This window comes from Haloferula chungangensis (assembly GCF_042664875.1).
Lineage (GTDB): Bacteria > Verrucomicrobiota > Verrucomicrobiia > Verrucomicrobiales > Akkermansiaceae > Haloferula > Haloferula chungangensis.
Map to the genome: position 1 here is coordinate 551,738 of NZ_JBHTBS010000002.1, position 24,016 is coordinate 575,753.

At 59.0% G+C, this 24,016-nt stretch carries 19 protein-coding genes and 1 tRNA gene; 9 read left to right on the plus strand and 11 right to left on the minus strand.

From position 1 onward, the window contains the following. The first annotated feature begins 50 nt into the window (after positions 1–50). Positions 51–1,163, plus strand: coding sequence for a metal-dependent hydrolase (locus ACFQY0_RS06230; protein ID WP_379710397.1), 1,113 nt, complete (start codon positions 51–53; stop codon positions 1,161–1,163). Here ACFQY0_RS06230 and ACFQY0_RS06235 read toward each other — a convergent pair whose 3' ends face one another. Next, the gene (locus ACFQY0_RS06235; RefSeq protein ID WP_379710399.1) at positions 1,164–3,857 is read right to left on the minus strand and encodes a PVC-type heme-binding CxxCH protein; all 2,694 of its coding nucleotides are present in this window, start codon (positions 3,855–3,857) and stop codon (positions 1,164–1,166) included. 123 nt (positions 3,858–3,980) lie between these two features. On the opposite strand from ACFQY0_RS06235, the gene asnS reads away from it, so the two are divergent. Next, positions 3,981–5,348, plus strand: a complete 1,368-nt coding sequence (asnS, locus tag ACFQY0_RS06240) for an asparagine--tRNA ligase (RefSeq protein WP_379710401.1) — start codon at positions 3,981–3,983, stop codon at positions 5,346–5,348. An 18-nt stretch (positions 5,349–5,366) separates the two neighbouring features. On the opposite strand, the gene ACFQY0_RS06245 is transcribed toward asnS, so the two are convergent. The 4 genes from ACFQY0_RS06245 to ACFQY0_RS06260 all read right to left on the minus strand — a co-directional run bounded on the left by ACFQY0_RS06245 (position 5,367) and on the right by ACFQY0_RS06260 (position 8,576). Continuing rightward, positions 5,367–6,140, minus strand: a complete 774-nt coding sequence (locus ACFQY0_RS06245) for a hypothetical protein (RefSeq protein ID WP_379710403.1) — start codon at positions 6,138–6,140, stop codon at positions 5,367–5,369. Next, positions 6,125–6,502, minus strand: coding sequence for a HesB/IscA family protein (locus ACFQY0_RS06250; RefSeq protein ID WP_379710405.1), 378 nt, complete (start codon positions 6,500–6,502; stop codon positions 6,125–6,127). Before ACFQY0_RS06250 ends, ACFQY0_RS06245 begins: the two co-directional genes overlap by 16 nt. An 87-nt stretch (positions 6,503–6,589) precedes the next feature. Next, entirely contained in the window at positions 6,590–7,732 is a 1,143-nt protein-coding gene (locus ACFQY0_RS06255) for a glycosyltransferase (RefSeq protein WP_379710408.1), read from the minus strand. Between the two features lies 1 nt (position 7,733). After that, complete coding sequence (locus ACFQY0_RS06260; protein WP_379710410.1) at positions 7,734–8,576, minus strand: PEP-CTERM sorting domain-containing protein; 843 nt, start codon at positions 8,574–8,576, stop codon at positions 7,734–7,736. Between the two features lie 317 nt (positions 8,577–8,893). On the opposite strand from ACFQY0_RS06260, the gene mutL reads away from it, so the two are divergent. Further along, positions 8,894–10,624: a DNA mismatch repair endonuclease MutL gene (mutL, locus tag ACFQY0_RS06265; RefSeq protein WP_379710412.1), complete on the plus strand. Its 1,731-nt coding sequence runs from the start codon at positions 8,894–8,896 to the stop codon at positions 10,622–10,624. A 343-nt stretch (positions 10,625–10,967) separates the two neighbouring features. Here the strand turns inward: mutL and ACFQY0_RS06270 are convergent, their stop codons facing one another. Then, complete coding sequence (locus ACFQY0_RS06270) at positions 10,968–11,672, minus strand: zinc ribbon domain-containing protein (protein ID WP_379710415.1); 705 nt, start codon at positions 11,670–11,672, stop codon at positions 10,968–10,970. 232 nt (positions 11,673–11,904) lie between these two features. Between ACFQY0_RS06270 and ACFQY0_RS06275 the strand changes: the two genes are divergently transcribed. After that, positions 11,905–13,359 carry a hypothetical protein gene (locus ACFQY0_RS06275; protein WP_379710417.1) on the plus strand — a complete coding sequence of 485 codons (1,455 nt, stop codon included), beginning with the start codon at positions 11,905–11,907 and terminating at the stop codon, positions 13,357–13,359. Between the two features lie 32 nt (positions 13,360–13,391). After that, positions 13,392–13,477: transfer RNA gene (locus ACFQY0_RS06280), tRNA-Leu, on the plus strand. Between the two features lie 115 nt (positions 13,478–13,592). Here the strand turns inward: ACFQY0_RS06280 and ACFQY0_RS06285 are convergent. From ACFQY0_RS06285 to serA, 3 genes are all read right to left on the minus strand, one after another. Then, positions 13,593–14,342 carry a hypothetical protein gene (locus ACFQY0_RS06285; RefSeq protein ID WP_379710420.1) on the minus strand — a complete coding sequence of 250 codons (750 nt, stop codon included), beginning with the start codon at positions 14,340–14,342 and terminating at the stop codon, positions 13,593–13,595. Between the two features lie 206 nt (positions 14,343–14,548). After that, complete coding sequence (locus ACFQY0_RS06290) at positions 14,549–14,980, minus strand: exosortase system-associated protein, TIGR04073 family (protein ID WP_379710422.1); 432 nt, start codon at positions 14,978–14,980, stop codon at positions 14,549–14,551. Between the two features lie 154 nt (positions 14,981–15,134). Continuing rightward, on the minus strand, positions 15,135–16,748 hold the full coding sequence (serA, locus tag ACFQY0_RS06295) for a phosphoglycerate dehydrogenase (protein WP_379710425.1): 1,614 nt from the start codon (positions 16,746–16,748) through the stop codon (positions 15,135–15,137). Between the two features lie 180 nt (positions 16,749–16,928). Between serA and ilvD the strand changes: the two genes are divergently transcribed. From ilvD to ACFQY0_RS06310, 3 genes are all read left to right on the plus strand, one after another. Next, complete coding sequence (ilvD, locus tag ACFQY0_RS06300) at positions 16,929–18,629, plus strand: dihydroxy-acid dehydratase (RefSeq protein ID WP_379710428.1); 1,701 nt, start codon at positions 16,929–16,931, stop codon at positions 18,627–18,629. 223 nt (positions 18,630–18,852) lie between these two features. Then, positions 18,853–19,848: a phosphoribosylformylglycinamidine cyclo-ligase gene (gene purM / locus ACFQY0_RS06305; RefSeq protein ID WP_379710430.1), complete on the plus strand. Its 996-nt coding sequence runs from the start codon at positions 18,853–18,855 to the stop codon at positions 19,846–19,848. A 13-nt stretch (positions 19,849–19,861) separates the two neighbouring features. Continuing rightward, positions 19,862–21,787, plus strand: a complete 1,926-nt coding sequence (locus tag ACFQY0_RS06310; RefSeq protein ID WP_379710433.1) for an amidophosphoribosyltransferase — start codon at positions 19,862–19,864, stop codon at positions 21,785–21,787. A gap of 96 nt (positions 21,788–21,883) precedes the next feature. On the opposite strand, the gene ACFQY0_RS06315 is transcribed toward ACFQY0_RS06310, so the two are convergent. Both ACFQY0_RS06315 and ACFQY0_RS06320 read right to left on the minus strand, forming a co-directional pair. Further along, positions 21,884–22,252, minus strand: coding sequence for a hypothetical protein (locus tag ACFQY0_RS06315; protein ID WP_379710435.1), 369 nt, complete (start codon positions 22,250–22,252; stop codon positions 21,884–21,886). 16 nt (positions 22,253–22,268) lie between these two features. Continuing rightward, entirely contained in the window at positions 22,269–22,889 is a 621-nt protein-coding gene (locus ACFQY0_RS06320; protein WP_379710437.1) for an acyl carrier protein phosphodiesterase, read from the minus strand. 279 nt (positions 22,890–23,168) lie between these two features. On the opposite strand from ACFQY0_RS06320, the gene ACFQY0_RS06325 reads away from it, so the two are divergent. Continuing rightward, a complete protein-coding gene (locus ACFQY0_RS06325) occupies positions 23,169–23,996 on the plus strand; it encodes an aminotransferase class IV (RefSeq protein ID WP_379710439.1) in 828 nt (275 codons plus the stop codon). The last annotated feature ends 20 nt before the right edge of the window (positions 23,997–24,016 follow it).

The window sequence follows — 24,016 nt, forward strand, 5'->3', positions numbered from 1 at the left end:
CGTGGCATTTTTTCTTGGCATCCGGAGTGGTGGGACGGACAGCTTCCGGAGTGGATTTGATCACGCAGGCAGCCTTGGGGGCAGTAGTGGGCGAGTTGGTGCTCGGCAAGAAGCTCGGAAGATCAGCAATCGGCTGGGGGGCGCTGTTTGGCGTGCTCCCGGATTCCGATGCCATTCTGGCTCCCTTCCTTGATACAGCTTGGGATTTGCGGATTCACCGCGGGCTCAGCCACTCGCTTTTGTTGACGTTGATCCTGACCTTCGCCCTGGCCAAACCACTCGCGAAGCGCTGGAAGAAGCAGAAGGTGACGCCTCAGCGGGCGGGGTGCTTTGTGTTTCTGGTTTGGTCGACGCATGTGCTGATCGACTGCTTCACGGTCTATGGGACTCAGGTGCTGTGGCCATTTCCCGGCGATTCGGTGTCCTTCGACAACCTGTTTATCATCGATCCGCTCTTTACGGTTCCGCTGCTGGTGGCGGTGATCTGGGGACTCTTTATCAAGGCGCCGCAGTGGAAGAAGGGGCTGGGAGTCAGGATGGCGGCGATTTGTCTGGGGATTTCCTGCGTCTATGTCGGGCTGAGCTTTGGGGCGAAGTCCGCGGTGTCGAGCGCCGTGAAACAGGACCTTGTTCGGCGTGGGGTCACGTATGAGCGAAAAATGGAGGCCCCGGCACCCTTTGGGATTCTCCTTTGGCGCTGCCTGATTGAGCGCGATGGCGAAATTTGGATGAGCTACCGGTCGCTGCTCGATGGGGACGAACCACTGGTGTGGACGATTTTTCCCAGGCACGAGGAGGTGCTGGATCAGTGGTGCGAGAATCCGGACGCGTGGCAGGTGAGGGAAGTCCGTCGCTTCTCCAAAGACTGGTGCATCGCCCGCCAGACTCGAAAAGGTGTCTGGCTGGTGGATCTGCGCTTTGGCGAGTACCGCGAGTGGGACAAGCGTGGGCTGGAGCTCAGGCCGCTGGGCTTTGCTTGGGAGTTCCAGATCGACGGACGCGGCGATCCTTTGAAAAAGGCTGACCGTGAGATGAAGGAAATGAAGCCGATGCTGGGTCGGATGTGGGGGCGGATCTGGGGCTTTCAGGATGAATGGAGCGACCGACCCCGCTTGATCGGAAACCCCGCCGTACCTCAGGAGTACCTGGGAACGGTGCGCTGATCAGTAGGACTTCAGATACTCGACGAGATCGGCGACGTCCTGGGCAGTCAGCCCGAGTTGGTCGGCATTGAGCATCAGTGAGTGCTTCATTTTCTTGCGGGATTTGATCCGGCCTGTGGGTAGCATCTGGGTGAGGCCGCCGGTCGAGGTCATGACGACGGGATTCCCTTCGGAAATGAGGATCCCGTCGATTTTCTTGCCGTCCTTGAGGAGGAGGGTGGAGCCTTCGAAACCGTGAGCAATGTCGGCGGACGGATCGACGATCGAGCGAACGGCCATTTCCGCGCCTTGTCGGGAGACCCAACCTTTCAGGTCGGGGCCGTAATGCGGACCCATCTCGTTGAGGTGGTGGCACATGACGCAGCGAGCCGCTGCAAGTTTGCCGCGTTCGGCGTCGCCTTGGAGTTCGAGGACATCGGCTTCGGTGAACGTTGTGGTCTTGTCGGCTTTGTGAACAGTGACTTCGATCGGCTCGATTTTCCTGGGATCGTAAATGCCGGTTTCTGCCAGCTTTTTCGACAGCCCGAACTTTGCCCATGCTCCGGTTCCGCGCATGAGCAACCAACTCGTGGCGGAGTTCTTCGATAGGCCATCGCGGGTGACCAGTTCGAACATCGCATCCGCCGCACCTTGGTCATCGATGAATGAAAGGGACTCCACGGCGAAGTCGCGCTGCTCCACGGTGAGCTCTGGTGAGTTGGCGCGGGCTTTCAAGTCGTCGATGGCGGTGCTGGGCCAGAGACGCCAGGTGATCCTGGCGAAGGAATCGGACCATTTCAATGGATCACCTGGAGCGAAAGCATCGCGCATGGCGGTCCAGATTTCCGCTTCGTGGTTCTCGGCGCCGAGCCCGATGGATTCGAGGTAGTTTTTATCGGAGCCATCCCAGCGTTTGGCGACCTCGATCAGCACGGGCGAGGCGAGCTCGGGAGGGAGGCCGCGCATGCTGAGGGCGGCATCCCGGCGCAGTGCTGCGGAAGGGTGGATGGCGAGTTGTTGGGCGGAGCGGTAAACATCCTTCCCTGCCCGCTTCAGGGCGCGGAAGGCGACGAGCCGAGTGCGTTCGTCTGCGGATTGGAGGAGCTGGTTGCAGACGGCGAGTCCTTCGTCTCCAAGGTGGGGTAGCAACCACACGGCGCGTATGGCAATCCATGGGTTGCTGTCTTTGCTCAGCGCGAGCACGGCCGGGAGCGCTTTTTCGCCTCTGGTTCTAAGCGCATTGAAGCCTGTCCAGCGCACGTTTGGAGCAGGGCTGCGCAGCGCGCTGATGGCTCCCTCAATGCTTGTTAGATCGATCTCCGGGTTGTTCGGTTTGAAGCCCTGGGGGGCGATCCGATAAATGGCCCCGGAGCAGGAGTCATCGAGGTCGGCATGGCCGCCGACGCGTGGGTCGAACCAGTCGGCAACATAGATTGCTCCGTCCGCGCCAATGGCGACGTCGGATGGACGAAAGAGTTTGGGGTTCACCTCATCCGGGTCGGTGTCGGCCATCTGTTCCGCTTTTCCTCCGCCGACGAAATCGGAGCCAACGAACTGGCCATCGTGATTCGAGTTCATCCAGGTGTGACGCTCCATTCGGTAGCCGGCTCCCAGAACTTCGGGCTGATAGCTGAAGATGACATTGCGCCCGGCTTCGCAGCTGAGGAAAGTGCCTCCAGCCTTCTCTCCCAGCGCTCCGTTTTCGTAAAAGACGACACCGGTCGGTGAGCCGCCGCCGTAAATATCTCCCGCATCGAAGGTGCCGGGATCATCCTGGCGCCAGTGAGCGCGACCGTGATCCTGCTTCGGCCGTTTGACGGTTTTGTAGAATCTCCCGTCACGCGTGAAATAGCCGGCAGAGCCATACTCGAGCACGTAGGAGTTGCGGCAGGCCGGTGGGTCGTCGTTATCGTTCTGAAAGAGTTCGCCAAAAGAATTCACCGCGTGCTCATAGGAGTTGCGGTAGCCGTGACCGATGATCTCGACATCGCTGCCGTCGGGATTCATGCGGGCGGAAAATCCTGAGGTCCACAGAAAGCCATCGTCGCTTTTCTTTCCTGCGATCTCGGTGCTGTTGATGAACCAATCCCCACCGCCGTTCTTGTGGTAGCCTCCGCCCATGCGGAAAGTCTTGCCGGATTTGTCGGTGAAAAGGGCGCCGCAGTTGCCGTTGTTGAAATACCATTTCCCATCAGGACCACCGGTGACGGAGTGAAGGGAGTGGTCGTGGTTGCGGGCGTTGAAGCCTGTTAGAATGACCTCGCGTTTATCAACCAGGGGATCGAACACGAGATCGCGGTCGACGTCGGTGTAGACAATCAGGTCAGGGGGCTGGGAAACCACGACGACGTTGTCGAACACCCCGACACCGAGCGGAGCAACGAGGCCTTCTTCCTGAACGAAGGTGTGCGAGCTGTCCGCCTGGCCATCACCATCAGTGTCCTGCAGCACGGCGATCCGGTCGCCTCCTTCGCGGCGGCCCTTGTGGCGGCGATAGTTGACGCCTTCCGCGACCCAGATGCGACCGGCGGCATCGATGTCCATATTGGTCGGATTGTAGAGCTGTGGCGTCGCGGCCCAAAGCGTCACTTCGAGGCCCTCGGGCACCTGGAACGCGTGGGTGCCGACGGCTTCCGGGGCATTTGGAGCTTCCCAGTCCGCGGCAGTCAGCGATGCGGTGGCAGCGAATGAGAGGGTGAAAAGGCGATGGGTCATGGCGGGCGGCGGGGTTACGTGCGGGCGCGCGGCGATCTTGCGGACTGTCCCTCAAGCCACAAGTCTTCCATTTGATCATACCCGGGTCTTGCGGCAGAAGTCTGCCCTGTCTTAATCACCGCCATGCGAACATTGATCCGTGACTTGCTGGCGGCCGAGCTGCCAGCGGAATCCATCGAAGCCGCTGGCTGGGTCCGGACCCGCCGGGACTCGAAGGCATTCTCCTTTCTGGAAATCAACGATGGCTCCTGCCTCGGGAATCTTCAGGTGATTGTCGATCAGGGCACTCCGGGATCGGAGGCTTTGCATAAGATGTCGACAGGAGCGTCGGTTTCGGTCGTCGGCCGTCAGGTTGAGTCGCTGGGTGGGAAACAGAAGTGGGAGATTCAGGCGAGCTCGGTTCGCCTCCTTGGCGAGGCACCGGATGACTTTCCCCTTCAGAAAAAGGGGCATACGCCCGAGTTCCTGCGTTCGATTTCCCACCTCCGTCCTCGGACCAACCTGTATGGTGCGATGTTCCGCGTGCGCAGCCGCATGAGTTATGCGGTGCATCGTTTTTTTGCCGAACGAAAGTTCCACTACATCCACACGCCGATCATCACGGCGAGCGATTGCGAAGGGGCGGGGGAGATGTTCCGGGTGACGACGCTCGACCCGACCTCGGGAAAGAAGCAGGCCTTTGAGAATGACTTCTTTGAGAAAGCCGCGCACCTCACGGTTTCGGGTCAGTTGGAAGGCGAGACCTTTGCCTGCGCTCTCGGAAACATCTACACCTTTGGGCCGACTTTTCGCGCGGAGAATTCCCATACTTCCCGCCACGCGGCGGAGTTCTGGATGATCGAGCCGGAGATGGCTTTCTGCGATCTAACAGGCGACATGGATCTGGCGGAGGAGATGGTGAAGTATCTCGTCACTGAAGCCTTGGAAAATCAGGATGGCGACCTCTCGATCTTCGAGAGATTCGTCGACAAGGGACTCCGCGCGCGGCTTGAGGCGGTGGTCTCGAATCCTTTTGAGCGAGTCTCCTACACGGAGGCGGTTTCGATCCTCCAGAAGTCCGGCAAAAAATTTGATTACCCGGTGGAATACGGTCACAACCTCCAGAGCGAGCATGAACGCTGGCTGACTGAGGAGCATTTCAAGAAGCCGCTCACGGTTTATAACTACCCGAAGGAGATCAAACCCTTCTACATGCGGCTCAATGACGATGACAAAACGGTGACGGCGATGGATCTGTTAGTTCCGGGAATCGGCGAGATTGTCGGGGGAAGTCAGCGTGAGGAACGCCTCGATGTGCTGCTGGCAAACATGGAAAGGCACGGGCTCTCGACCGAAGAATACGACTGGTATATCGATACTAGGAAATACGGAACGGTGCCTCATGCGGGCTTCGGGATGGGATTCGAGCGTTTGCTGATGTTCGTCACGGGGATGCACAACATCCGCGACGTGATCCCGTTCTCGCGAACTCCCGGGTCGTGTGAGTTCTGATGTGCGCCCGCTACTTCGTTATTCGACGGGGCTGTCGCTATCGGGAAATACCGGAAATTCTGCGGCAGGATTCAGCTTCTCCGGCGTCGAGACGGTGAAGACGTTGTCTTTGCCGACTTGATACTCACCCATGGCGATGGGAACGACGGTCATCTGGACGACCGGGGTGTCGCCTCGTTCGTCGCGGGCCACGCGGAGAACCATGGCGCAATTCGGGACTTTGGAAACCGCAAGCTGATCGCCGGGTTGGAACCAGGTCTCGGCGGCCTGGTTCTGGGTTGGAAAAAGATAGTCGATGGTGACGGGCCAGGGTGCGGCTTCCGAAAACTCGTCGGGTTGAATCATCGCCTGGCCGCGCACCGCAAAGCCGGGGTGGAAGAGATCGTTCTCTGTGAGTTTGCGGACATCCGTGATGATGAAGTCACCTTCGACGTACTGGATCAAGCCCGGCTCGCCGAGACTCTTGAGGTAGTTGCGCAACAATGCCGAGTTCAGGCTCGCGAGGGCACTCGGATCGAGTTCGGCATAGCGGCGGTAAAGCGCGCGGGGGTCGGCGGCGTCACCCGGAGGTGCCTCCTGGAGACTGAAGCCGACAGGGGGATCCGTCCGGCCGAGCTTTTCGAGGATCTCGTAGTTTTTCGGGATTTCCGGATGGCCGAAGACATGGAGACAGAGCACCCAGCTGAGCACAGCCAGGCAGGCAGCCAAGGTGTTGGCGAGCGTCCACCAGTAGAAGTGGGGCTTGCGCTTCCAGGTCTTTTCCTTCTCCTGCGCCATCAGGAGTTTCCGCAATCTTCGATTTCTTCCGGAGCAAGCGGCTTGTCGACTTCCTCAAAGGAGGTGCCACAACCGCAGGAGCGGGCCGCCCGTGGGTTGATGATCCGGAAACCCGCGTCGGAGAGTGAGTCCGAATACTCGACCCGGCAGCCGCTGAGTCGCTCGAGGCTGTCGGCGGCGACGATCAGGCGACCGCCATCGAATTCGACGACGGTGTCGCCTTCCTGCGCATCGGCGACCTGCATTTCATACTGCCAGCCTGCACAGCCTCCGCGGCTTACGCCGAGGCGCAGTCCGGTCTGAGGGCCCGCATTTTTACTGGCGAGCAGTTTGCGCAGGGCGTCAGCGGCTTCTTCCGAGATGGTGACCATGTCCATGCGGACTGATAAGGGCGCATGGCCCGACTGCGAAGTAAAAATGTGCGGTCCGCGAACCGCAGCGGAGCGGTGCTTGCCGAGGCTGGCTCAGAAAAGGATTCGGCGCATGAAATTCTCATAGTCGCCGATGATTCGGTCCGGGGCGGTCGAAGCTGCCTGGGTCCGTGCTTGCTCAGACCGCTTGGAGAATTCGCAGTCGTCGTGACACAGCGGAACAATGGCATCAATCCAGGGGCGAATGCTGGAAAGGGACGGAAGCACTCGGGACGTGGGCGTGAGGCTTTCAGGGAGAGGAAGGACGATGCCGCCTTGTCCAACCTGCTCCGCCAGGCCACCCCGATCGGACACGATTGGCACCGCACCATTGAGCATCGCTTCCACCGCGACTCGTCCGGCAGGTTCTTGCCAGGTGCTGGGGGCCAGCAGGATGCGGGTGGTCGACCAGATTTCCCGGACATCGGCAAGATTCGGCGAAAAAAACAGATTGGGAAACTGCTGAAGTTCAATCCCTGCTTGTCTGGCGGTCGAGAGGAAGGCCGCCGCTGAAGCCCGGCCCTCAACGATGCGTAGCGGGATATCCGGATGATGTCGCCCGAGATAATCCGCCAACCGGATCATGAACCACAGGCCTTTCGTCGGCTGGGGGTTGATGAAGGTGGTGAAAACGGGCTCATGCTGTGCCGCACGAGCGCGCTCAGGAGAAACGGGAGTGGGGAGAGACTGAATTTCAGGGCCTTTGCCCCATGCCTTCCGATAGTCCTCAGCCAGAAAGGTCGAGGGCGTGAGAAAGGCATCGACATGAAGCGGAAGCCGGGATCGATAGTGATGGTTGTGGAGGCAGAAAACGACCTTGGTCCCCGCGCCGACGGCTCGCTGGCGTCTGGCGGTATCAGGGAACTCATCGCCAAAGGTCAGCAAGAGGTCCGGTTGAAACTCCTTCAGAGCCTGGTCGAAAATCGAGTCGTATTCCTTTCCAACAAGATGATGCCACGAATGCTTTTCGGCGGCTGGGACGGGTAGAATGTGATGGTGAACCTGAGCTTCGACGAATTTTCCAGAGGGAAGCGTACCTGCGAACTCGCCTTCCGTCCCTGTCGTCGAGAGCGAACGTACTTGGTGGCCGTGGGCGGCCAGCATTTCTGCCAGGTGCAGGGTCGCCTGGGCTGCTCCGCTCGTGGGATCAAAGGGCGTCTGACCAATGGCGATGAGAATGCGGGTTTGGTCCCGCATCTCACGCATTCCTCCTGCGACGCATCATGAACAGTCCTCCTGTTAGAGCGATCAGGAGACCTGAGGGCTCAGGAACGGGTGTGTAGGAGATATCGATGGAGTTTTGAGGAACATTCACCTCTAGTATATCACCGTTGAGCTTAGGGAATGGTCCGTTGTAGGCGAAGAAGTTGTTTTCATGTTCGACCAAAACCTCAAGCTGCACAAACCAGTGGGTTGGCGAGTAGCTCTGAAGCATCCAATCTTCGACGGTCAATGATATCGTGCCTGTCCTGTGGAATTCGCCGTCCACGCTCTCGTAACCATTCTCAGCCGCGGTGGTGATGGGCGAAAGTTGACCATAGGCAGCATCCTGGGACCAGTTGATTGGATCGTCAGTCCGGTCGATGAGGCCAATCGAGATACGCCATGGATTGCTGACATAATCGTCTCCGGCGAAACCTGGTGTCTGGGTGAATGAATAGTCGAATTCATACGGGGCCGAGATGACATCACCAGCTTGAAGCGAGCCGTTGATCGACCCGCCCCAGAGCATTCCAAGGCCGTCACCGTCGGAAATGGCCAAGGTCTCTTGCCGAGATTCGTCAAAGCGATAAAAGGCCGAGTCGTGAATTGAATCACTGCCCCAGAGCTTGAATCCGGTCCCCTGGGTGATGCCTCCACCATTTGCCGGCGTGCTCAGTGTGGAAACGAAGAACCCCGAATTATCAAACATCGCCGTGCCGAAGTAATCGAAGTTGAGAGAGGCGGCTGGAGACGAACTCGCCAGCGCGATGGGGAGGATTGATTTGCTTGCGGAAGCCAGCGCCTTGGCGCGCGATAGGAGGGATTGAGGGGAAGGCATTGCGTTTTCAATCCTGCGGGGAAGTAGGCGTCAAGCTGAGAATGATTGGCTGGCAGGGCGACCTCGCTTTAAAGCGGCTTGGAAGAGCGCAAATCCTCATGGAAACTCCGGCTTCAGCTGGCTTCACACCGTGCGATTCCGAGCCGGCTGCAGACGGCTGAAGCCGACACTCCAATCGGCAGATCCCTTGGAATCCGCACTTTCAAAGTGAGCTAGCCTTGGATTGGCTGGCAGGGAAATGTTTGAGTTCCTTGGAAGCGACAATTTTTCTCCCTTTGACGCTTGGGAAGCCGCGACGCTGGGATTACATCGTGGGCGTGCCGCAAATCCGTGTCCTTCCCGATGTTCTTGCCAGCCAGGTGGCGGCGGGTGAGGTGGTCGAGCGGCCGGCCAGCGCGGTGAAGGAGCTGGTCGAAAACAGCCTCGATGCCGGAGCAGGCGAGGTGCTCGTCGAAATCCGCCGGGGTGGCGCGGCTCTGCTGCGGGTGACCGATGATGGTTGTGGGATGTCGCGTGAGGATGCGCTGCTTTCTCTGGAAAGGCACGCGACGAGCAAGCTGGTCGATTCCAAGGGTTTGCAGGATATTCGGACGCTTGGATTTCGGGGTGAGGCGGTGCCTAGCATCGCAAGTGTCTCGCGCTTTCGGCTGGTCAGTTGTGAAAGCGGCGCGATCTCAGGCACGGAGATCGTCCTCGAAGGAGGCGTGGTGAAGGAGGTCAAGGAAGCGGGTAGCGCTCCCGGGACCATGACGGAGGTGAGGGATCTGTTTTTCAATGTACCGGCGCGAAGGAAGTTCTTGCGAGCGGAAACGACCGAGTCCGCGCACATCGAGCATCAGCTTCGGCTGCATGCGCTGGCGTCTGCCGGAGTGAGATTCCGCTTCCGCAAGGATGAGCGCGAAGTCTTCGATTTGCCCGCCGGCATGTCGCGGCTCGATCGGGTTCGCTGGATGCTGGGCACAAACGTCGGCAAGGAGTTGGTGTCCGTGCCGACGCTGCATGGTAATGGTCTGAGCGTGGAGGGCTTCCTGCTTCCTGCGGGGCATGCGCGGAAGGGACGCAAGCATCAGTGCGTCTTTCTCAATGGAAGGCCGGTGGAAGATGCGGCGATTTCGCGGGGGCTTCTCGAAGGTTTCCGCGGGGGACTCACGGAAGGCTTGCATCCTGCCGCGTGGCTGTGGATCGAAATGGAGCCGAAGCTGGTCGATGTGAATGTGCATCCGGCGAAACGCGAGATCCGTCTGCATCGGCCGCATGAACTCCGCGAAGCGATCGCCGAGGCGGTGCGGGAGGCGTTAAAGGCGGAAGATGAGCGGCGCCGACCAGTCGCGCCGAAGCCCGAGCCGCAAGTATCTCCACCACGACCCGAGCCCGCCAGGGTCTGGCCGCTGGCAAACACGGTGCAGGCCCCGGCATTGCCGCTGGAAATGCCGGCTCAGGAAAAACCGGTCTTTCCCTCGCCGAGTCGATTCCGCCGGATCGGCGAGCTGCTCGGGCGCTATGCCGTTTTGGAATCGGAGGATGGACTGGTGCTGCTCGATCCCCGCGCTGCGCGTGAGCGAATCCTCTACGAACGATGGCTGGCTGGCTGCGAGGGCAAATCGCTCGAGACCCAGAACCTTCTGGTTCCCGCGCTGTTCGAACCGGGGCCGCGGGAAGTGGAGCTTCTGCTCAGGCATCGGGAGACCTTTGCGGATGCCGGGTTCGAATTGGAAGACTTCGGCGGAGGCACCCTCCAAGTGACCGCCGTTCCGTTGTTTTTCGAGGCCGAGGACGTCGGCGTCTTTCTGACCCGTGTCATTGATGACCTTGCCGAAGGTGCCAGCCCTTCCGCGCGGTTTGCGCTGGACCGTCTGGCCCGTTCGCTGGCCCGCCGAGCGGCGATTCAGGAAGCTCCCCGACCGGAGGAGGCTGAGGCTTTGCTGGATCGCCTGTTTCAGTGCGACCTGCCTTACTGTGCCCCGGATGGGCGGCCAACCCTGACGGAATTCTCGCTCCGCGAGCTGGAGAAGCGCTTCGGTGGAGGTGGGACGAAAAGTTTCGATTAGGGAAATTTTAGCTTTCCTGAGAGTTGAAGGTGCTTTTCTTCTCGAAATCACAAAAAATATGATTGAGCGAGATTTCTCAGGCTGCTTTAGTCTGAGTGGTTTTGATTGGGACTTTGTGAGTCTTCGCTGGTTTCGTTTTTTTCCAGCGAGGGGAAAGCTCTCGAAGTCCGGCAATCAGGCTAAGCGTTCGATAATCCGTTCCGGGGCTTGAGCCGAAATTTCCGCGAAATGCGGCGCTTTGGCTCACTGGCTCCGGGGCGGAATGCTCGTTCGAAGCGATCGATGATTTTTTGGAAAAGCGGGGGTGTCCCGCCAATTTCTCTGCTCATCAAAGTCCCATGCCTCAGGGCTCGATGTAGAGAATTCGCGCGCAATTTTCGCATTGGGCGAATTCCTTGTCGCTTTGAGCCTTGATCAGGGTTGCGGGAATCAAGCGAACGTGGCATCCGCCGCACTGGCCATTTTTGACGGGGGCGACGGCGACTCCGTTCTTGGTTTTGAGCAAGCGTTCGTAGAGATGAAGGAATTCTGCGTCTGTCTTCTCGGCAAGTTTCTGGCGTTCGGCTCGTGTCTCATCGAGGTCGGCCTGAACTCTTTGAAAGCGTTCGGCGATCGATTGAAGTTCTTCATCCACCACCCGCTGAGTTTTGGCCAGAGCGTCTTCCGCTGACTTCAGGGTAGTGCGCAAGGAATCGCCGACTTCCATCAACTCCAGCTCCCTGGTTTCGAGGTTGTCGACGTCCCTGCCATAACGCTCGATCTCGTGACCGAGCGCGGTGTATTCATCGTTCTTGCGGGTCTCAAATTGCTGGGTCTTGAGACGGGTGATCGAGGTTTTACGGGTGCTCACGTCCAGTTCGACTTTTTTGATCTCCACCTCATTGGCGAGAATGGCCTGGCGAGCTACTTCGACCGCTTGAGTGTCTGACTTCAGGCGGGTTTTAGCGCGGGCCTCGTCACTGGGAAGTTTTTCGAGTTGGGCGGCAAGGTTCGCGATGCGGCGATCCCTGTCCTGTAGGACCAGCAGGTCCTCGATTTGCGGTAGCATGAAGGTGCTTTAGCTTGGAGAAAGGTGACGAGCAAGCCCGGGACGGGTATTGCATTACGGAAAGCTCGTGGCAATGATCCACCCGCACATGGACGACACCCACTCTGAATCAGCCGAAATAGCCATCCGCTGCCCTGGTTGCGGCCAGCGATTCAAGGTTGGCCCTGACTTGCGGGGAAGAATGGTGGAGTGTGGAAGCTGCGACCAAAGGTTCCGAGTCGAGGACGAGGTGATGGTTCGGCAACGGAAAATCTATCCCGGCGAACGCCAGAATGCCTCCTTGGATCGCTTTAGCCGCGTTCCCAAAAAGTCCGCGGTGACGCCGACGTTTCAACCGGTCTACTACGAATCGGAAGCACCCCCTCCGATCTCGGTCGAGCCTACCTCGCCATTTCGGATCATTCTTGGGGGCGCCGGCGTGCTGCTGGCAGTAATCGTTATCCTGATCCTCATGTTCGGAGGAGGCGCGGGAGGCTTGCTCGATGGAGCATCGCAGTCCAAGCGGCTCATCCTCGCTTCCTTCACGGCGGTCCTGACCTTGGTGCTTCTCGTCGTTGCGAACCCTCATGGCCGCCTGAAAGCCATCATGGTGGGGCTGGCTTTCGCCGCTGGTCTCCTGACGCTGCCGTTCTTCTTCAAGGAGGGGACGAGCAAGGTGACGACGGCGATCGATGGTGACATGCCGGACCTCAGCGGGGCACCTGCTCTGGAACCGATGGAAGATCCTTTGAAGACCCTCAAGGAAGAGATGCACTACGAACCTGTGGAGGAAGCCTTGGCTGCCTATGGGCCAACGCTCTCCGCTCAGGGGAAAACCGCTGTGGGTATCTGGCTGCGAGATCTTCGGGATTTCAACAAACTTCAGGTGGTCGAATACCTCACTCGCTCGACGAATGCGTCGGAAGCCTCCTGGCTTTATCCGCGCCCCCCCGATGACTTCCTTATGGTGCTCATCGATATCGATGATGATATGGAAAAGGTTGCCCAGCTCTGTGGCCGATTCGGCAAAGTCACCAGGATGATCGAGGAGCTGCGGGTGATCGAGGTAAAGGTCGCGAATGAGTCGTTCATTCAGGGCTCTCTGGATGCACTGTCGGATCTCGAAAACCCCTCGTTTTACGAGTTGAACCGTCGCGAACTGGAAAGCATCGACCTGCGTCGGGTTGAGGAAGCTGTTAGGAGGCTCGCAACGGCCGAGCCGAAGCTCTATCGCAAGGACGTCGTCCGGCGGATGCAGGAGTTATATGATCTCGCCGACACGGAGATGAAGAGCGACTTGGCGAAAGCGCTTGGGGTCTGGTCGGAACCAGGGGATGGATCGGTGGATGTCGTGCGGGAAGCTGCAGCGGGATTGATGGCGGAAGAGAAGACCGTGCCGCGGCCGATCATCGAATTTCTCGTGAAGCAGAAGGACGAGCAGGTCATTCCGATTCTCGATCAATTGTGGGCGGGTGATCCGGGTGCCTGGGAGAACCTGTATGGTGAAATGGGTTCACCGATTGAAGATCTCGTGCTGGGACATTTCAACACCGGCTCGCCGACCATCAAGATCTCTGCCGCGACACTTCTGACCAAGGTGGGGACGGCGAAAAGTCTCCCGGCGTTGAGAAAGGCGCAAGAAAGCGCCAAATCAGAGACAGCTGTAGTTGTCGGACGCGCAATTGATGCTATTGAAGGCCGCCGCTGATCGCGATTTCAGAGATCAGGGAGAAGCAACAAGCCACCGTGGCGGAATTGGTAGACGCCGCGGACTTAAAATCCGTTGAGGGGTAACCCTCGTGGGGGTTCGAGTCCCCCCGGTGGCACTTGCTTGGGGGAAGGGGATCTCAGTTGGCCTGCAACGATTCAAGCGAGTTTCAGTGCCCGCATTTCGCTGGGCCATGCAGGGCTCACAATAAGGGCTTTGGTGGCCGCAAGGTATTACGGGACGACCACCGGATTGATCCTCTCGGTCGTAAAGCGGACCACAACCATGTATTTATTGGCCTGCATGGAGGTGCCGAGCATCGCCGTGCCGCCGCCTTCAAGGCGCCAGATGTGGGAGCCGAGGAAGAGGTCGTTCTGAAGATCTCCCATCTCGGGGTAGCCGGCTGTTTGAAGCGGCTTGCCATGGAGCATGGTCAGAAGCTCAGAGAGTTGGTTCCAGTTGTTGCGGAGCAGGTCATCGTAAGTGCCTGCATCCTTGGGTTGGGTCTGAAGTGAGATTTCCTTCAGGTTTCCGCCCTTCGACCAGTCGAAGAAAAGCTCGCAATAGAGGCCGCCAATCTTCTGCTTGGTTCTGAAGGTTCCGTTGAGACCGAATCGACCGAAGAAGGTCTCGTCCACCAGGGTTTCGACGTTCTTGCTGGCCTTGAGCTTGGCTTCGACTTCCTTGCGGCTGTCGCCAAAACAGAGGGTGTCAAAGACGGCGTTGGGATCGGGAGCCGGTTCGGCGTCATCTACGACGATTGAATCCTTTGTCGCCAGCCAGTTCCGGTCTTCTTCGCTGAGTTTCGCGACATCGAAGGTGAAGACCCGACCGTCCTCGCGGCGAATCGTGACACGCTGGGTATCGTGTGAAATGAACTCACCGGAGAAGGTGGATTCTCCGGCGGCGCTTTTCCAATTTCGGCTTTCGGCATGAAGGATGCCGGTAAGGAAAAGCGAGATGAAGAGGAGGCGGGCTGGCATAGTCATAGGGCATCGACACAAATGGGACCTGTTTTCTTAGAAGGATTCTTCGGCAGTTGATAGGAAGATACGTAGGATGACGGAATCAACTTGCCGCTATCTTTGCTGAACGAGGGAAAAAATCGCTCGGAACCGGGCACAAAAAAGCCCCAGCTTTGCGGATTCCGCAGCTGGGGCTCTTTGAAAGGCGAGAAAGTCGATTCGACTTAGTACTTCTGGGAGCGGGTGTGCCTGAAGTAGGTCTCGAAGCCAAGTTCAGGTGGGAACTCGGAGAGGCCGTCGGTCGGGTTCATTTCAATGCGGTTGTCCATGCCACCGGATTCGTAAGGAGGCTTGAAGGTGCCGCGGTAAGTTGGGCAGGTGAAGGTGAAGAGCTCGTAGAAGCCGTAGCCGAGACGCTGAAGGCCACGGTTGGTGCCGTCGACAACGCCGAAGGACCAGCCTGCCTTGCGACCATAAGCTTCGTTCTTGCGAACGATCTGCTCAGGGATCTCGATGACTCCGTAGAGAATGTTGCTCACGGCGCGGCCGAGCTTACGAGTTGAGGTGTAGGCGTGGCCTGGAGGTGCCTGAATGTCGGCGGAAGCGATACTTCCGAGAGCAAGCATGGCGGTAGCTGCAATGAGGAGTTTTTTCATGTCGATGTGGAGAAAGTAGGAGCCAGCCCTAGGGCTTGGCAACGTGAAAGTGTGGCAGAGTGAGAAAGTTGAAATTCAATATCCCCATCTCCAGGCCTTTGATTCACGGTGCGCGGGCTCCATTTTTGAGCTTGGTTGCTTAAGGTTCTGATGTTTAGAGGGTTGCTCCGGTGGCGGAAAGCACGCCCGGGGTCGCGCGGATCGAGCTCATGAGCTCTTCAGAGAGTGGTGCGTCCACCTCGATGACTGTCAGGGCATTGCCGTCCGACTTGTTTCGGGCAAGCGAGAGGTTCGCGATGTTCTGGTTCGAGTTGCCAAGAAGTGTGCCGAGCGCGCCAACAATTCCAGGTCGGTCGTCGTTTCTGACAATGAGGAAGTGACCCTTGATGTTGGTGTCGACGTAGAGTCGGTCGATCTCAACGATGCGCGGACTTTTTCCGATGATCGTGCCGGCGACGCGGTAGCGGACATCGCCTTTGCGGAGCTCGGCGACCACGAGTTCGTTGTATTCGGTGGCGGCGTTGATGGTGCTCTCGATGAGGTCGAGCCCCATTTGCGCGGCGATCGAGGTGACGTTGACGATGTTGACTTGTCCGTCGGGGCGGGAAGCCTCGAGCAATGCGGTGAGGGCAGTGCGGGAGACGAGGGCGGTGTCCTTCTGGGCGAGCGGGCCGTGGTAGGAAACCCGCAAGGAGTCGGGATTCTCCGGGCCAAGCTTGGCGAGGAGCTTGCCGAGCGAAGCGGCGAGGTCGAGATAGGGGCCGACTTCGGCAAGCGCTGCGGCATCGAGCGATGGCATGTTGATCGCGTTGCGGATTTCCCCGGTGGTGAGGAAATCGCGGATCTGCTCGGCGACCTGAATGCCGACGTTCTCCTGAGCCTCGTTGGTCGAGGCACCGAGGTGCGGGGTGAAAGTGACGTGCTTGCCGAGGCTGAAGAGCGGGTGGTCGGCGGAGGGGGGCTCGTCTTCGAAGACGTCGAGTCCGCAGCCGGCGATGTGACCGCTTTCGATGGCGGCTTTGAGCGCAGGCTCGTCGATCAGTCCGCCACGGGCACAGTTGATGACCAGGGCGCCCTTGTTCATGAGAGCGAGGCTCTTTTCATCGAGGATGTGCTTGGTTTCATCGGTGAGCGGGACGTGGAGGGTTACGACGTCGGCACCGGTGAGGGCTGCTTCCGGGGTTGCGGCGAGCTCAACCTTGAGTTGGTCGGCGCGAGCCTGGGTGAGGAAGGGATCGTAGGCGACCACCTGCATGTTGAAAGCCTGGGCGCGCTTGGCGAATTCGCTGCCGATGCGGCCCATGCCGAGCACGGCGAGACGTTTGCCGTTGAGCTCAATGCCTTGGTAGGCCTTGCGCGCCGCGACGAAGTTCCCCTTGAGGACTTCGGCGTGGGCCGGGCCGATGTTGCGCGCGGTGGCGAGCATCAGGGTGAAGGCTTGCTCGGCGGTCGAAATGGTGTTGCCGGTCGGCGTGTTCATCACGATCACGCCGTGATCGGTGGCGGCCTGGCGGTCGATGTTGTCGACGCCGACGCCGGCTCGGCCGATGGCCCGAAGCTTGGTGCCTTTGGCGATCAACTCGGCATTCGGCTTGGTCTGGGAGCGGACGATCCAAGCATCATAGTCGGCGATCATGCCCGGAATCTTATCGGCATTCTTGGAGCCAAGATCGGGGATGAAGTCGACATCGATGTCGGGGTGGGATTCAAGGGCGGCGACTCCGATTTCCGAAATGGGGTCCGAGACGAGAACGCGGTATTTGGCCATGCGGAGGAGGGCATAGGACGAGACGGGCGCGCTGGCAAGTGTGGGAGAGGGGGAATTGGGCGGATTGGCGAAAATGACGTTATTTGTGGAAACGAGCCCTGGAGTTTTCGGGTGTGGAGATAGTTTCAATGTGCCTCTCCTTGCCTTGACCTTGGCGTTTCGGAAAAACACAGTCCGGGCATGTCAGACGAACGTCGCCCGTTTTCATCACCAATGCTGGATGGTCCTGATCGCGCACCCTCGCGCGGGATGCTGTATGCCGTAGGGTTCAAAAAGGAGGATTTCGCCAAACCTCAGATCGGGATCGCCTCGACTTGGTCGCAAGTGACTCCGTGCAATATCCACATCGATCGTCTGGCCAAGGAGTCGGCGAAGGGTGCGGATGCCGCCGGTGGAAAGGCTGTCATCTTCAATACGATCACCATTTCCGATGGGATCTCGATGGGCACCGAAGGGATGAAGTACTCGCTGGTGTCGCGCGAGGTGATCGCCGACTCGATCGAGACGGTGGTTGGCTGCGAAGGAATGGACGGGTTTGTGGCGATCGGTGGTTGCGACAAGAACATGCCTGCCTGCGTGATGGCGATGGCGCGGATGAACCGTCCGAGTGTGTTTGCCTATGGCGGCACGATTCTTCCAGGTTGCGCGACGATCAAGGGTAAGGAAGAGGATCTGGATATTGTTTCGATTTTCGAAGCGGTGGGTAAGCACGCCACGGGCGAGTACTCCGACGAGGAACTCGAGAAAGTGGAGAGCTGCGCGATTCCCGGTGAGGGATCATGCGGCGGCATGTACACCGCGAACACGATGGCCTCAGCGATTGAAGCGCTCGGCATGAGTCTGCCTAACAGCTCGGCTCAGGCGGCGGTGTCCGATGAGAAAATGCAGGACTGCTTTGATGCGGGAGCGGCGGTGCTGAACCTGATCGAGAAGGGCATCAAGCCGCGCGACATCATGACGCGTAAGGCTTTTGAAAATGCGATCACGGTGGTGATTGCGCTCGGTGGTTCGACCAATGCGGTGCTTCACTTGTTAGGTATGGCGAGCGCAGCGGAGGTTGAGCTTTCGATCGATGACTTTACGGAGATCGGCAAGCGGGTTCCTCTGCTTGCGGATCTCAAGCCAAGCGGTCGTTTCGTGATGGCCGAGCTTGTTAGAATCGGCGGCACGGTGCCTCTGATGCGGATGCTGCTTGAGGCCGGGCTGCTCCACGGCGACTGCATGACGGTGACCGGGAAGACGATGGCTGAGAACCTCGCCAACTCACCGCTTTATTATCCTGAAGGGCAGGAGGTGATCCGTCCGCTCGACAATCCGATCAAGAAGGACAGCCACTTGCGGATTCTTTACGGAAACCTCGCGCCAGGTGGATCTGTGGCAAAGATCACCGGCAAGGAGGGCACCACCTTCACCGGCAAAGCCAAGGTCTACGACTCCGAGGGTCTTGCCATGAAGGCGATTCTCGGTGGCGAGATTGTCGAGGGCGACGTGGTGGTCATCCGTCGTGAAGGTCCGAAGGGTGGTCCCGGTATGCGCGAAATGCTTGGGCCAACCGGCGCGATCATGGGGCGCGGACTTGGCAAGAAGGTCGCTCTGATTACCGACGGTCGATTCTCCGGTGGTAGCCACGGATTCGTGGTGGGTCACATCACGCCCGAGGCATTCGAAGGTGGGCCGATCGGCCTGCTGGTCGATGGTGATGTCATCACCATCGATGCGGAGAACAACACGATCTCGGTGGACCTTGATGACGACGCTTTGAAGGCGCGTCGCGACAACTGGACCCAACCGGAACCGCATTACCGCCGCGGGGTGCTCGCCAAGTATGCCAAGCTGGTGACCAGCGCGAGCGAAGGCGCTGTGACGGATAAGAATCTGTGAGCCCTCCAAGCCGCCCGGATCCCTGGGGATGCCGGGCGGCGGGCCTGGGGGCGATCCGGATTCCGTCACAAGCGGTTGAAAGGTCGTGGAATTACGGTGCCCGAGCCCGGCATCCATGGGGGAATCTCGGGATTTTGGATCTAATTTTCCACTTCCGGGGGATTCGGGTCTTTTCTGCGTGACGGGTGGGGGCGGGCTGTTACAACCCCGCCACACCGAAAACATGGCCGGAAAACTGACCTATCAGCAGGCTGGAGTGGATACGCGACGAGCGGCCGCACTAGTGGGGGATATTCGGGGCCACGTGGCCAGAACCCAGAAGAATCGTAAGCTTCTTGGAGCCTTTGGGCTCTTCGCAGCTGGCTACGATCTCAGTGCCTACCGCGAGCCCGTTATTGTAACGGGCTGTGATGGCGTGGGAACGAAGCTCGAGCTCCTGTTGGAGCGCGATTTGCTCGAAACCGCTGGTAAGGACCTGGTGGCGATGAGCGTGAACGACATCCTGACCACCGGGGGGGATCCCTTGATGTTCCTCGATTATATTGGGATTGCAGCGCTCGATGAGGCTCGCATCACCCGCCTGATTGGGGGGATGGCCGACTATTTGGAGGAATGTAACTGCATTCTGGCAGGTGGTGAGACGGCGGAAATGCCGGGCATCGTTCCGGAAGATGTGATCGAACTCTCCGGCTTCTGCATTGGCTGCTCGGAGAAGGCTGACCTGATCGATCCGACGACCATTGCGGTCGGTGATGTGCTGGTTGGCTACGCCTCGGACAGCCTTCACGCCAATGGTTGGAGTCTCGCCCGTCGGGTTTTGAGAGACTTCCCGGGTGAGATCAGCGAAGAAGAACTTTCCGCGATGCTGAAGCCGACGCGGCTCTATCACGACGTGGTCGCCGGCATCAAGGCGGCGGGCATCAAGCCGCGGGCGATGTCCCATATCACGGGCGGAGGTCTTCCTGAGAACCTTGAGCGACTTTTCCGCGGATGCGGTGCTGATCTGGAGATTCCCAAGTGGGATTTGCCGGGGATCGACAAGCTGCTGGCTCATGTCGATGGCGATGACCGCTTCAACACTTTCAACATGGGCTTTGGCTGGGTTGCCATCGTTGCGCCGGAAGATGCCGATGCTGCGGTAAAGGCGGGTCCCGGTGGAATGGTGATTGGAACCATGGTCGAGACCGAAGGCGTGCGGGTGAAAGTCCGCGGCGAATGATCAGCTGTTACTCATGAGCGATTTTCTCACCCACGAATGCGGCATTGCTGCCGTTCGCCTGCGCAAACCGCTGGAATATTATTATGATCGCTACGGCTCCGCGCTGTGGGGATTCAACAAGCTTTTCCTGCTGATGGAAAAGCAGCACAACCGAGGTCAGGACGGCATCGGGATTGGCTGCAACAAGCTCAATGTGCCGACGGGGGAGCCCTATGTATTCCGCCGCCGCAGCAGCGAGCGGGATGCGCTTTCAACGATTTTCCGCAAGGAGATCAAAGGGCTCTTCAAGATGGGCCGCAAGACCGGTCTGGATCCCAAAGATCCCGCTGTGGTTCGCGAGCATTTCAATTTTGGAGGTGAAGTGCTGATGGGGCACTTGCGCTACGGAACATCGGGTGAATTTGACGACGGTTCATGCCACCCGTACTTGCGCCGCAGCAACTGGCCGACGCGGACACTGATGGTGATGGGCAATTTCAACATGACCAACACCGGGACGCTCAACCATGCGCTGATCGAGCGTGGGCAGCATCCGGTCTTCGGTACGGACACCCAGACGGTACTTGAGGAAATTGGCTTCCACCTCGACGAGGCGCATACCGACATTTATCGGCGCCTGCGGGATGAGAATGTTCCCGGCAGTGAGATGCCGGATCTTATTTCGAAGGAGCTCGACCTGCAGCGCATCGTGGCTGAATCCGCGGCCCCTTGGGATGGCGGTTACTCCATTTGCGGAGCCGTCGGAAATGGAGATATGTTCGTGATGCGTGATCCGAATGGAATCCGCCCCTGTCACATGCTGATCACCGACGAGGTGATCGCCTTTGCCTCCGAGCGGGTGCCTTTGATGACGGTGTTCGAGGCGGATCAGAAGGACGTGAAGTCGCTCGATCCGGGTTCCGTCGTCACGATCAAGTCGGATGGCTCCATCCACGATGGCCAGTTCGCGGCTCCGAGGAAATACACGCCCTGTTCCTTCGAGCGGATCTATTTCTCGCGCGGCAACGATCCGCAGATTTATCGCGAGCGAAAAGCGATGGGTGCGGCACTTGTCGATCAGGTCGTCGAAGCCATCGAAGGCCCCATGGAGAACGCGGTGTTTTCCTTCGTGCCGAATACTGCGGAAACCGCATGGTATGGATTGATGGACGGACTTCGCGTCTACCGTCGCCAGCAAGTGCGATCGGAAATTCTCGAAGCGCAGGCGAATGGCACGCTCGACGAGAAGACTCTCGACGATCTGATTCTTCGCAACTGGCCGCGGGGCGAGAAGATTGCGCACAAAGACATCAAGATGCGGACTTTCATCGCTCAGGAGAAAGGTCGCGATCTCCTGGTCTCCCACGTCTACGACATCACCTATGGCGTGGTGAAGCCGGAGGATGCACTGGTTGCGCTGGATGACTCGATCGTCCGGGGCACTACGCTTAAGAAATCGATTCTCAAGATTCTCTCCCGGACCTCGCCTCGGAAGATCGTGGTTTGCTCGACGGCTCCGCAGATTCGTTATCCGGACTGTTATGGAATTGATATGTCCGAGCTTGGGAAGTTCATTGCTTTCCAGGCGGCAGTTGCATTGCACCGCAAGGCCGGGCGCCAGTCCGTTCTCGATCGGGTTTATGAGGAGTGCAAGGCGGAGCTGAAGAAGCCCGCTGGTGAGATGGTCAATCGCGTGAAGGGCGTCTACGAGGCCTTCAGTGCGGATGAGATTTCCGAGGAAATCAGCCGCATGGTGACGCCGGAAGAAAACGAATGGGACGGTGAAGTGCAGGTGATCTTCCAGACGATCGAGAACCTCCATGCGGCGGTGAAGGGGCCGTGCGGCGACTGGTATTTCACCGGCGACTACCCGACACCCGGCGGTTACGCGACGGTCAATGCTGCCTACGTGCGCTGGTTCGATGGGATCGGCGGTCGGAGCTATGACCTGCCGCTTTAATCAAGTAGCAGATATATGGCGCAAGATAGGGCGAGGCGGTGAGATGATTCATCGCCTCGGGTGCCAGTGCTGCTTCCAAGCTAGGGGCTCGAAGGCCTAGGAATCCATCTTCTCGAACTCCTCCATCTGGCGTCTGGCGCGTTCGGCTTTGAGCGTGCGGATGACCGCGATGAGGACGATGGAAGTAATGAGGAAGGCGAGCGCTTGATACGGGGCGGCATTCGTTTTGTTAGGCAGTTCAAGCAAGGCGGGCGCACAACGGGCAGCGGCGAGCAGCGAAAGCACGCCGGCGGTGATGATGCCGTGCCATTTCCAATCAGGAATACGCGAGACGAGACCGCAAATGATGTAGCCGCCACCGAGGGTAAGGGCTCCCTGGAAGAGGGCGGGATCGCTGATCCTGGCATCGGCCACGAAGCCGAGGGCGGAGATCAGGGAACCGGCGGTGAAAATCAGAGGACGCATGGGCGGGATGCTGGGGTCAGAGGGCCTCGACGGCAAGCCGCTCGGGACCAAGATCGACAAGCTGGGCCCTCAAATCAGGAATCAGCGTGTGAAAGACGCTTTCAAAGACCTCGCGATTCGCACGAAAGTCGATCATCGCGGTGGCAACGGCAGCGCAGGCAGGTCGGCGTTCGGCGACCCGGTTGAAGACTTTCTGAAGGCCGGTTTCGGTGGCGTAATGGCCGAGCCAGTCGTCAGCAATTCGCTCGTCGAGGGTGTCGGAAAGGGAGGCGGGGAGCCACTTGCGATGGGTGCGCAGATCGTCGTAGGACTGATCGAGAAAGTCGCGCAGCGGGAGCGGGTGGAGTTGACTCCATGAGTTGGCGAGAAAGTGATCGAAACAGATGTCGAGGATGGCATTCGAAAAGCGGCGTCGCTCGTCGGTGAAAAGATCGCGGGCTGCGATGACGGCAGGATGATCGTCGGTGAGGCGGTCGATGGTCCGATGACGGATGATGCCAGCGACGATCTCGGGAGGAAGTTGAATTTCCTCGGGCCGGCCGGTCACGAAGTCACCGAGCAAGTTGCCGATGCGTGAAGCGGCGTTGTTTTCTGCGAGGAAGAGATGGGCGAGGTAGTTCAAGACGAGTGATGGCACTCTGGATTCGCCAGCGGGGGAAGCGAAACTTGGCGGCCTGGATTCGCGGAGCAACCCTCCGAGGCTGAAGCTATGGAAGCGGCAGGCCAAATCGCGCGAAATTTATTGAGGAATGATGGATAAACCACGGAACCCACGAAACACACGGAAGTTTAGATTCGGGATCCATCTGATTTTTTCCGTGTATTCTGTGTATTCCGTGGTTCTCCCTGCCTCAAATTTTCCCGAAGGTTCGCGCGACTTCGTTGCTGGGGATTGGGAGCTTCCCAGAGGCTTGTCGTGGCGGGATCGCTGGGGCAGGGTTTTGGTATGCAGGGATGGGTCTGGTGCGATGGAAGGTTTTGCGAGGAATCGGCAGGGGTGCCGATTGAGGCTCGTGGCTTCACGCATGGCTTGGGGGTCTTCGAAACGATGCTGGCGGTCGACGGTCATCTCGACGCGCGCGATCAACACTTCAAACGCCTGGAGGCGAGCTGTGGGCGACTAGGTCTGCTTCTTCCGGAAGGATTGGATTCAGCGATTGAAACACTGCTGAAGAAAAAAGGGAGGCAGCGGGTCCGCCTACAGGTCTCTGCAGGTCCCGGACCACTGAATCGCCTGGGTGGCGGAAGCGAGATCGTGAGCTTGCTGATCTCTGAGGCGGAGGCTCCACCGGAAGCGGCTTCCGCAGTGTGGTCGCCGTGGCCACGCAATGAACGATCACCATTGGTCGGGCTGAAATGCGTGAACTACGCGGAAAACCTGCTGGCTCTCGATCTGGCCAGGCAGGAAGGGGTGACGACGGCCATCTTTCTGAACACACGACGCGAACTGTGCGAGGCGGCAACGGCAAACTTGTTCCTCGTGCACGCCGGCAAGATCCGGACACCGGCACTGAATTCGGGATGCTTGCCGGGGGTGACCCGCGGACGGGTTTTCAATGTCGCTCGGATGCTCGGAGTCGAGGCGGAGGAGGCGGTTTTGACGCGCGATGACCTGGAGTTCGCGGACGAGATTTTCCTGACCTCCGCAACCCAGGGGGTGGTGCCTTTGACGCGCCTCGAGGGATTGAAAATCGAGGTTGGAACGGTCACCAAGAGCCTGCGGGATGTCTTCACGGGGAAATGAGGTCCTGCGCAGCGATCATG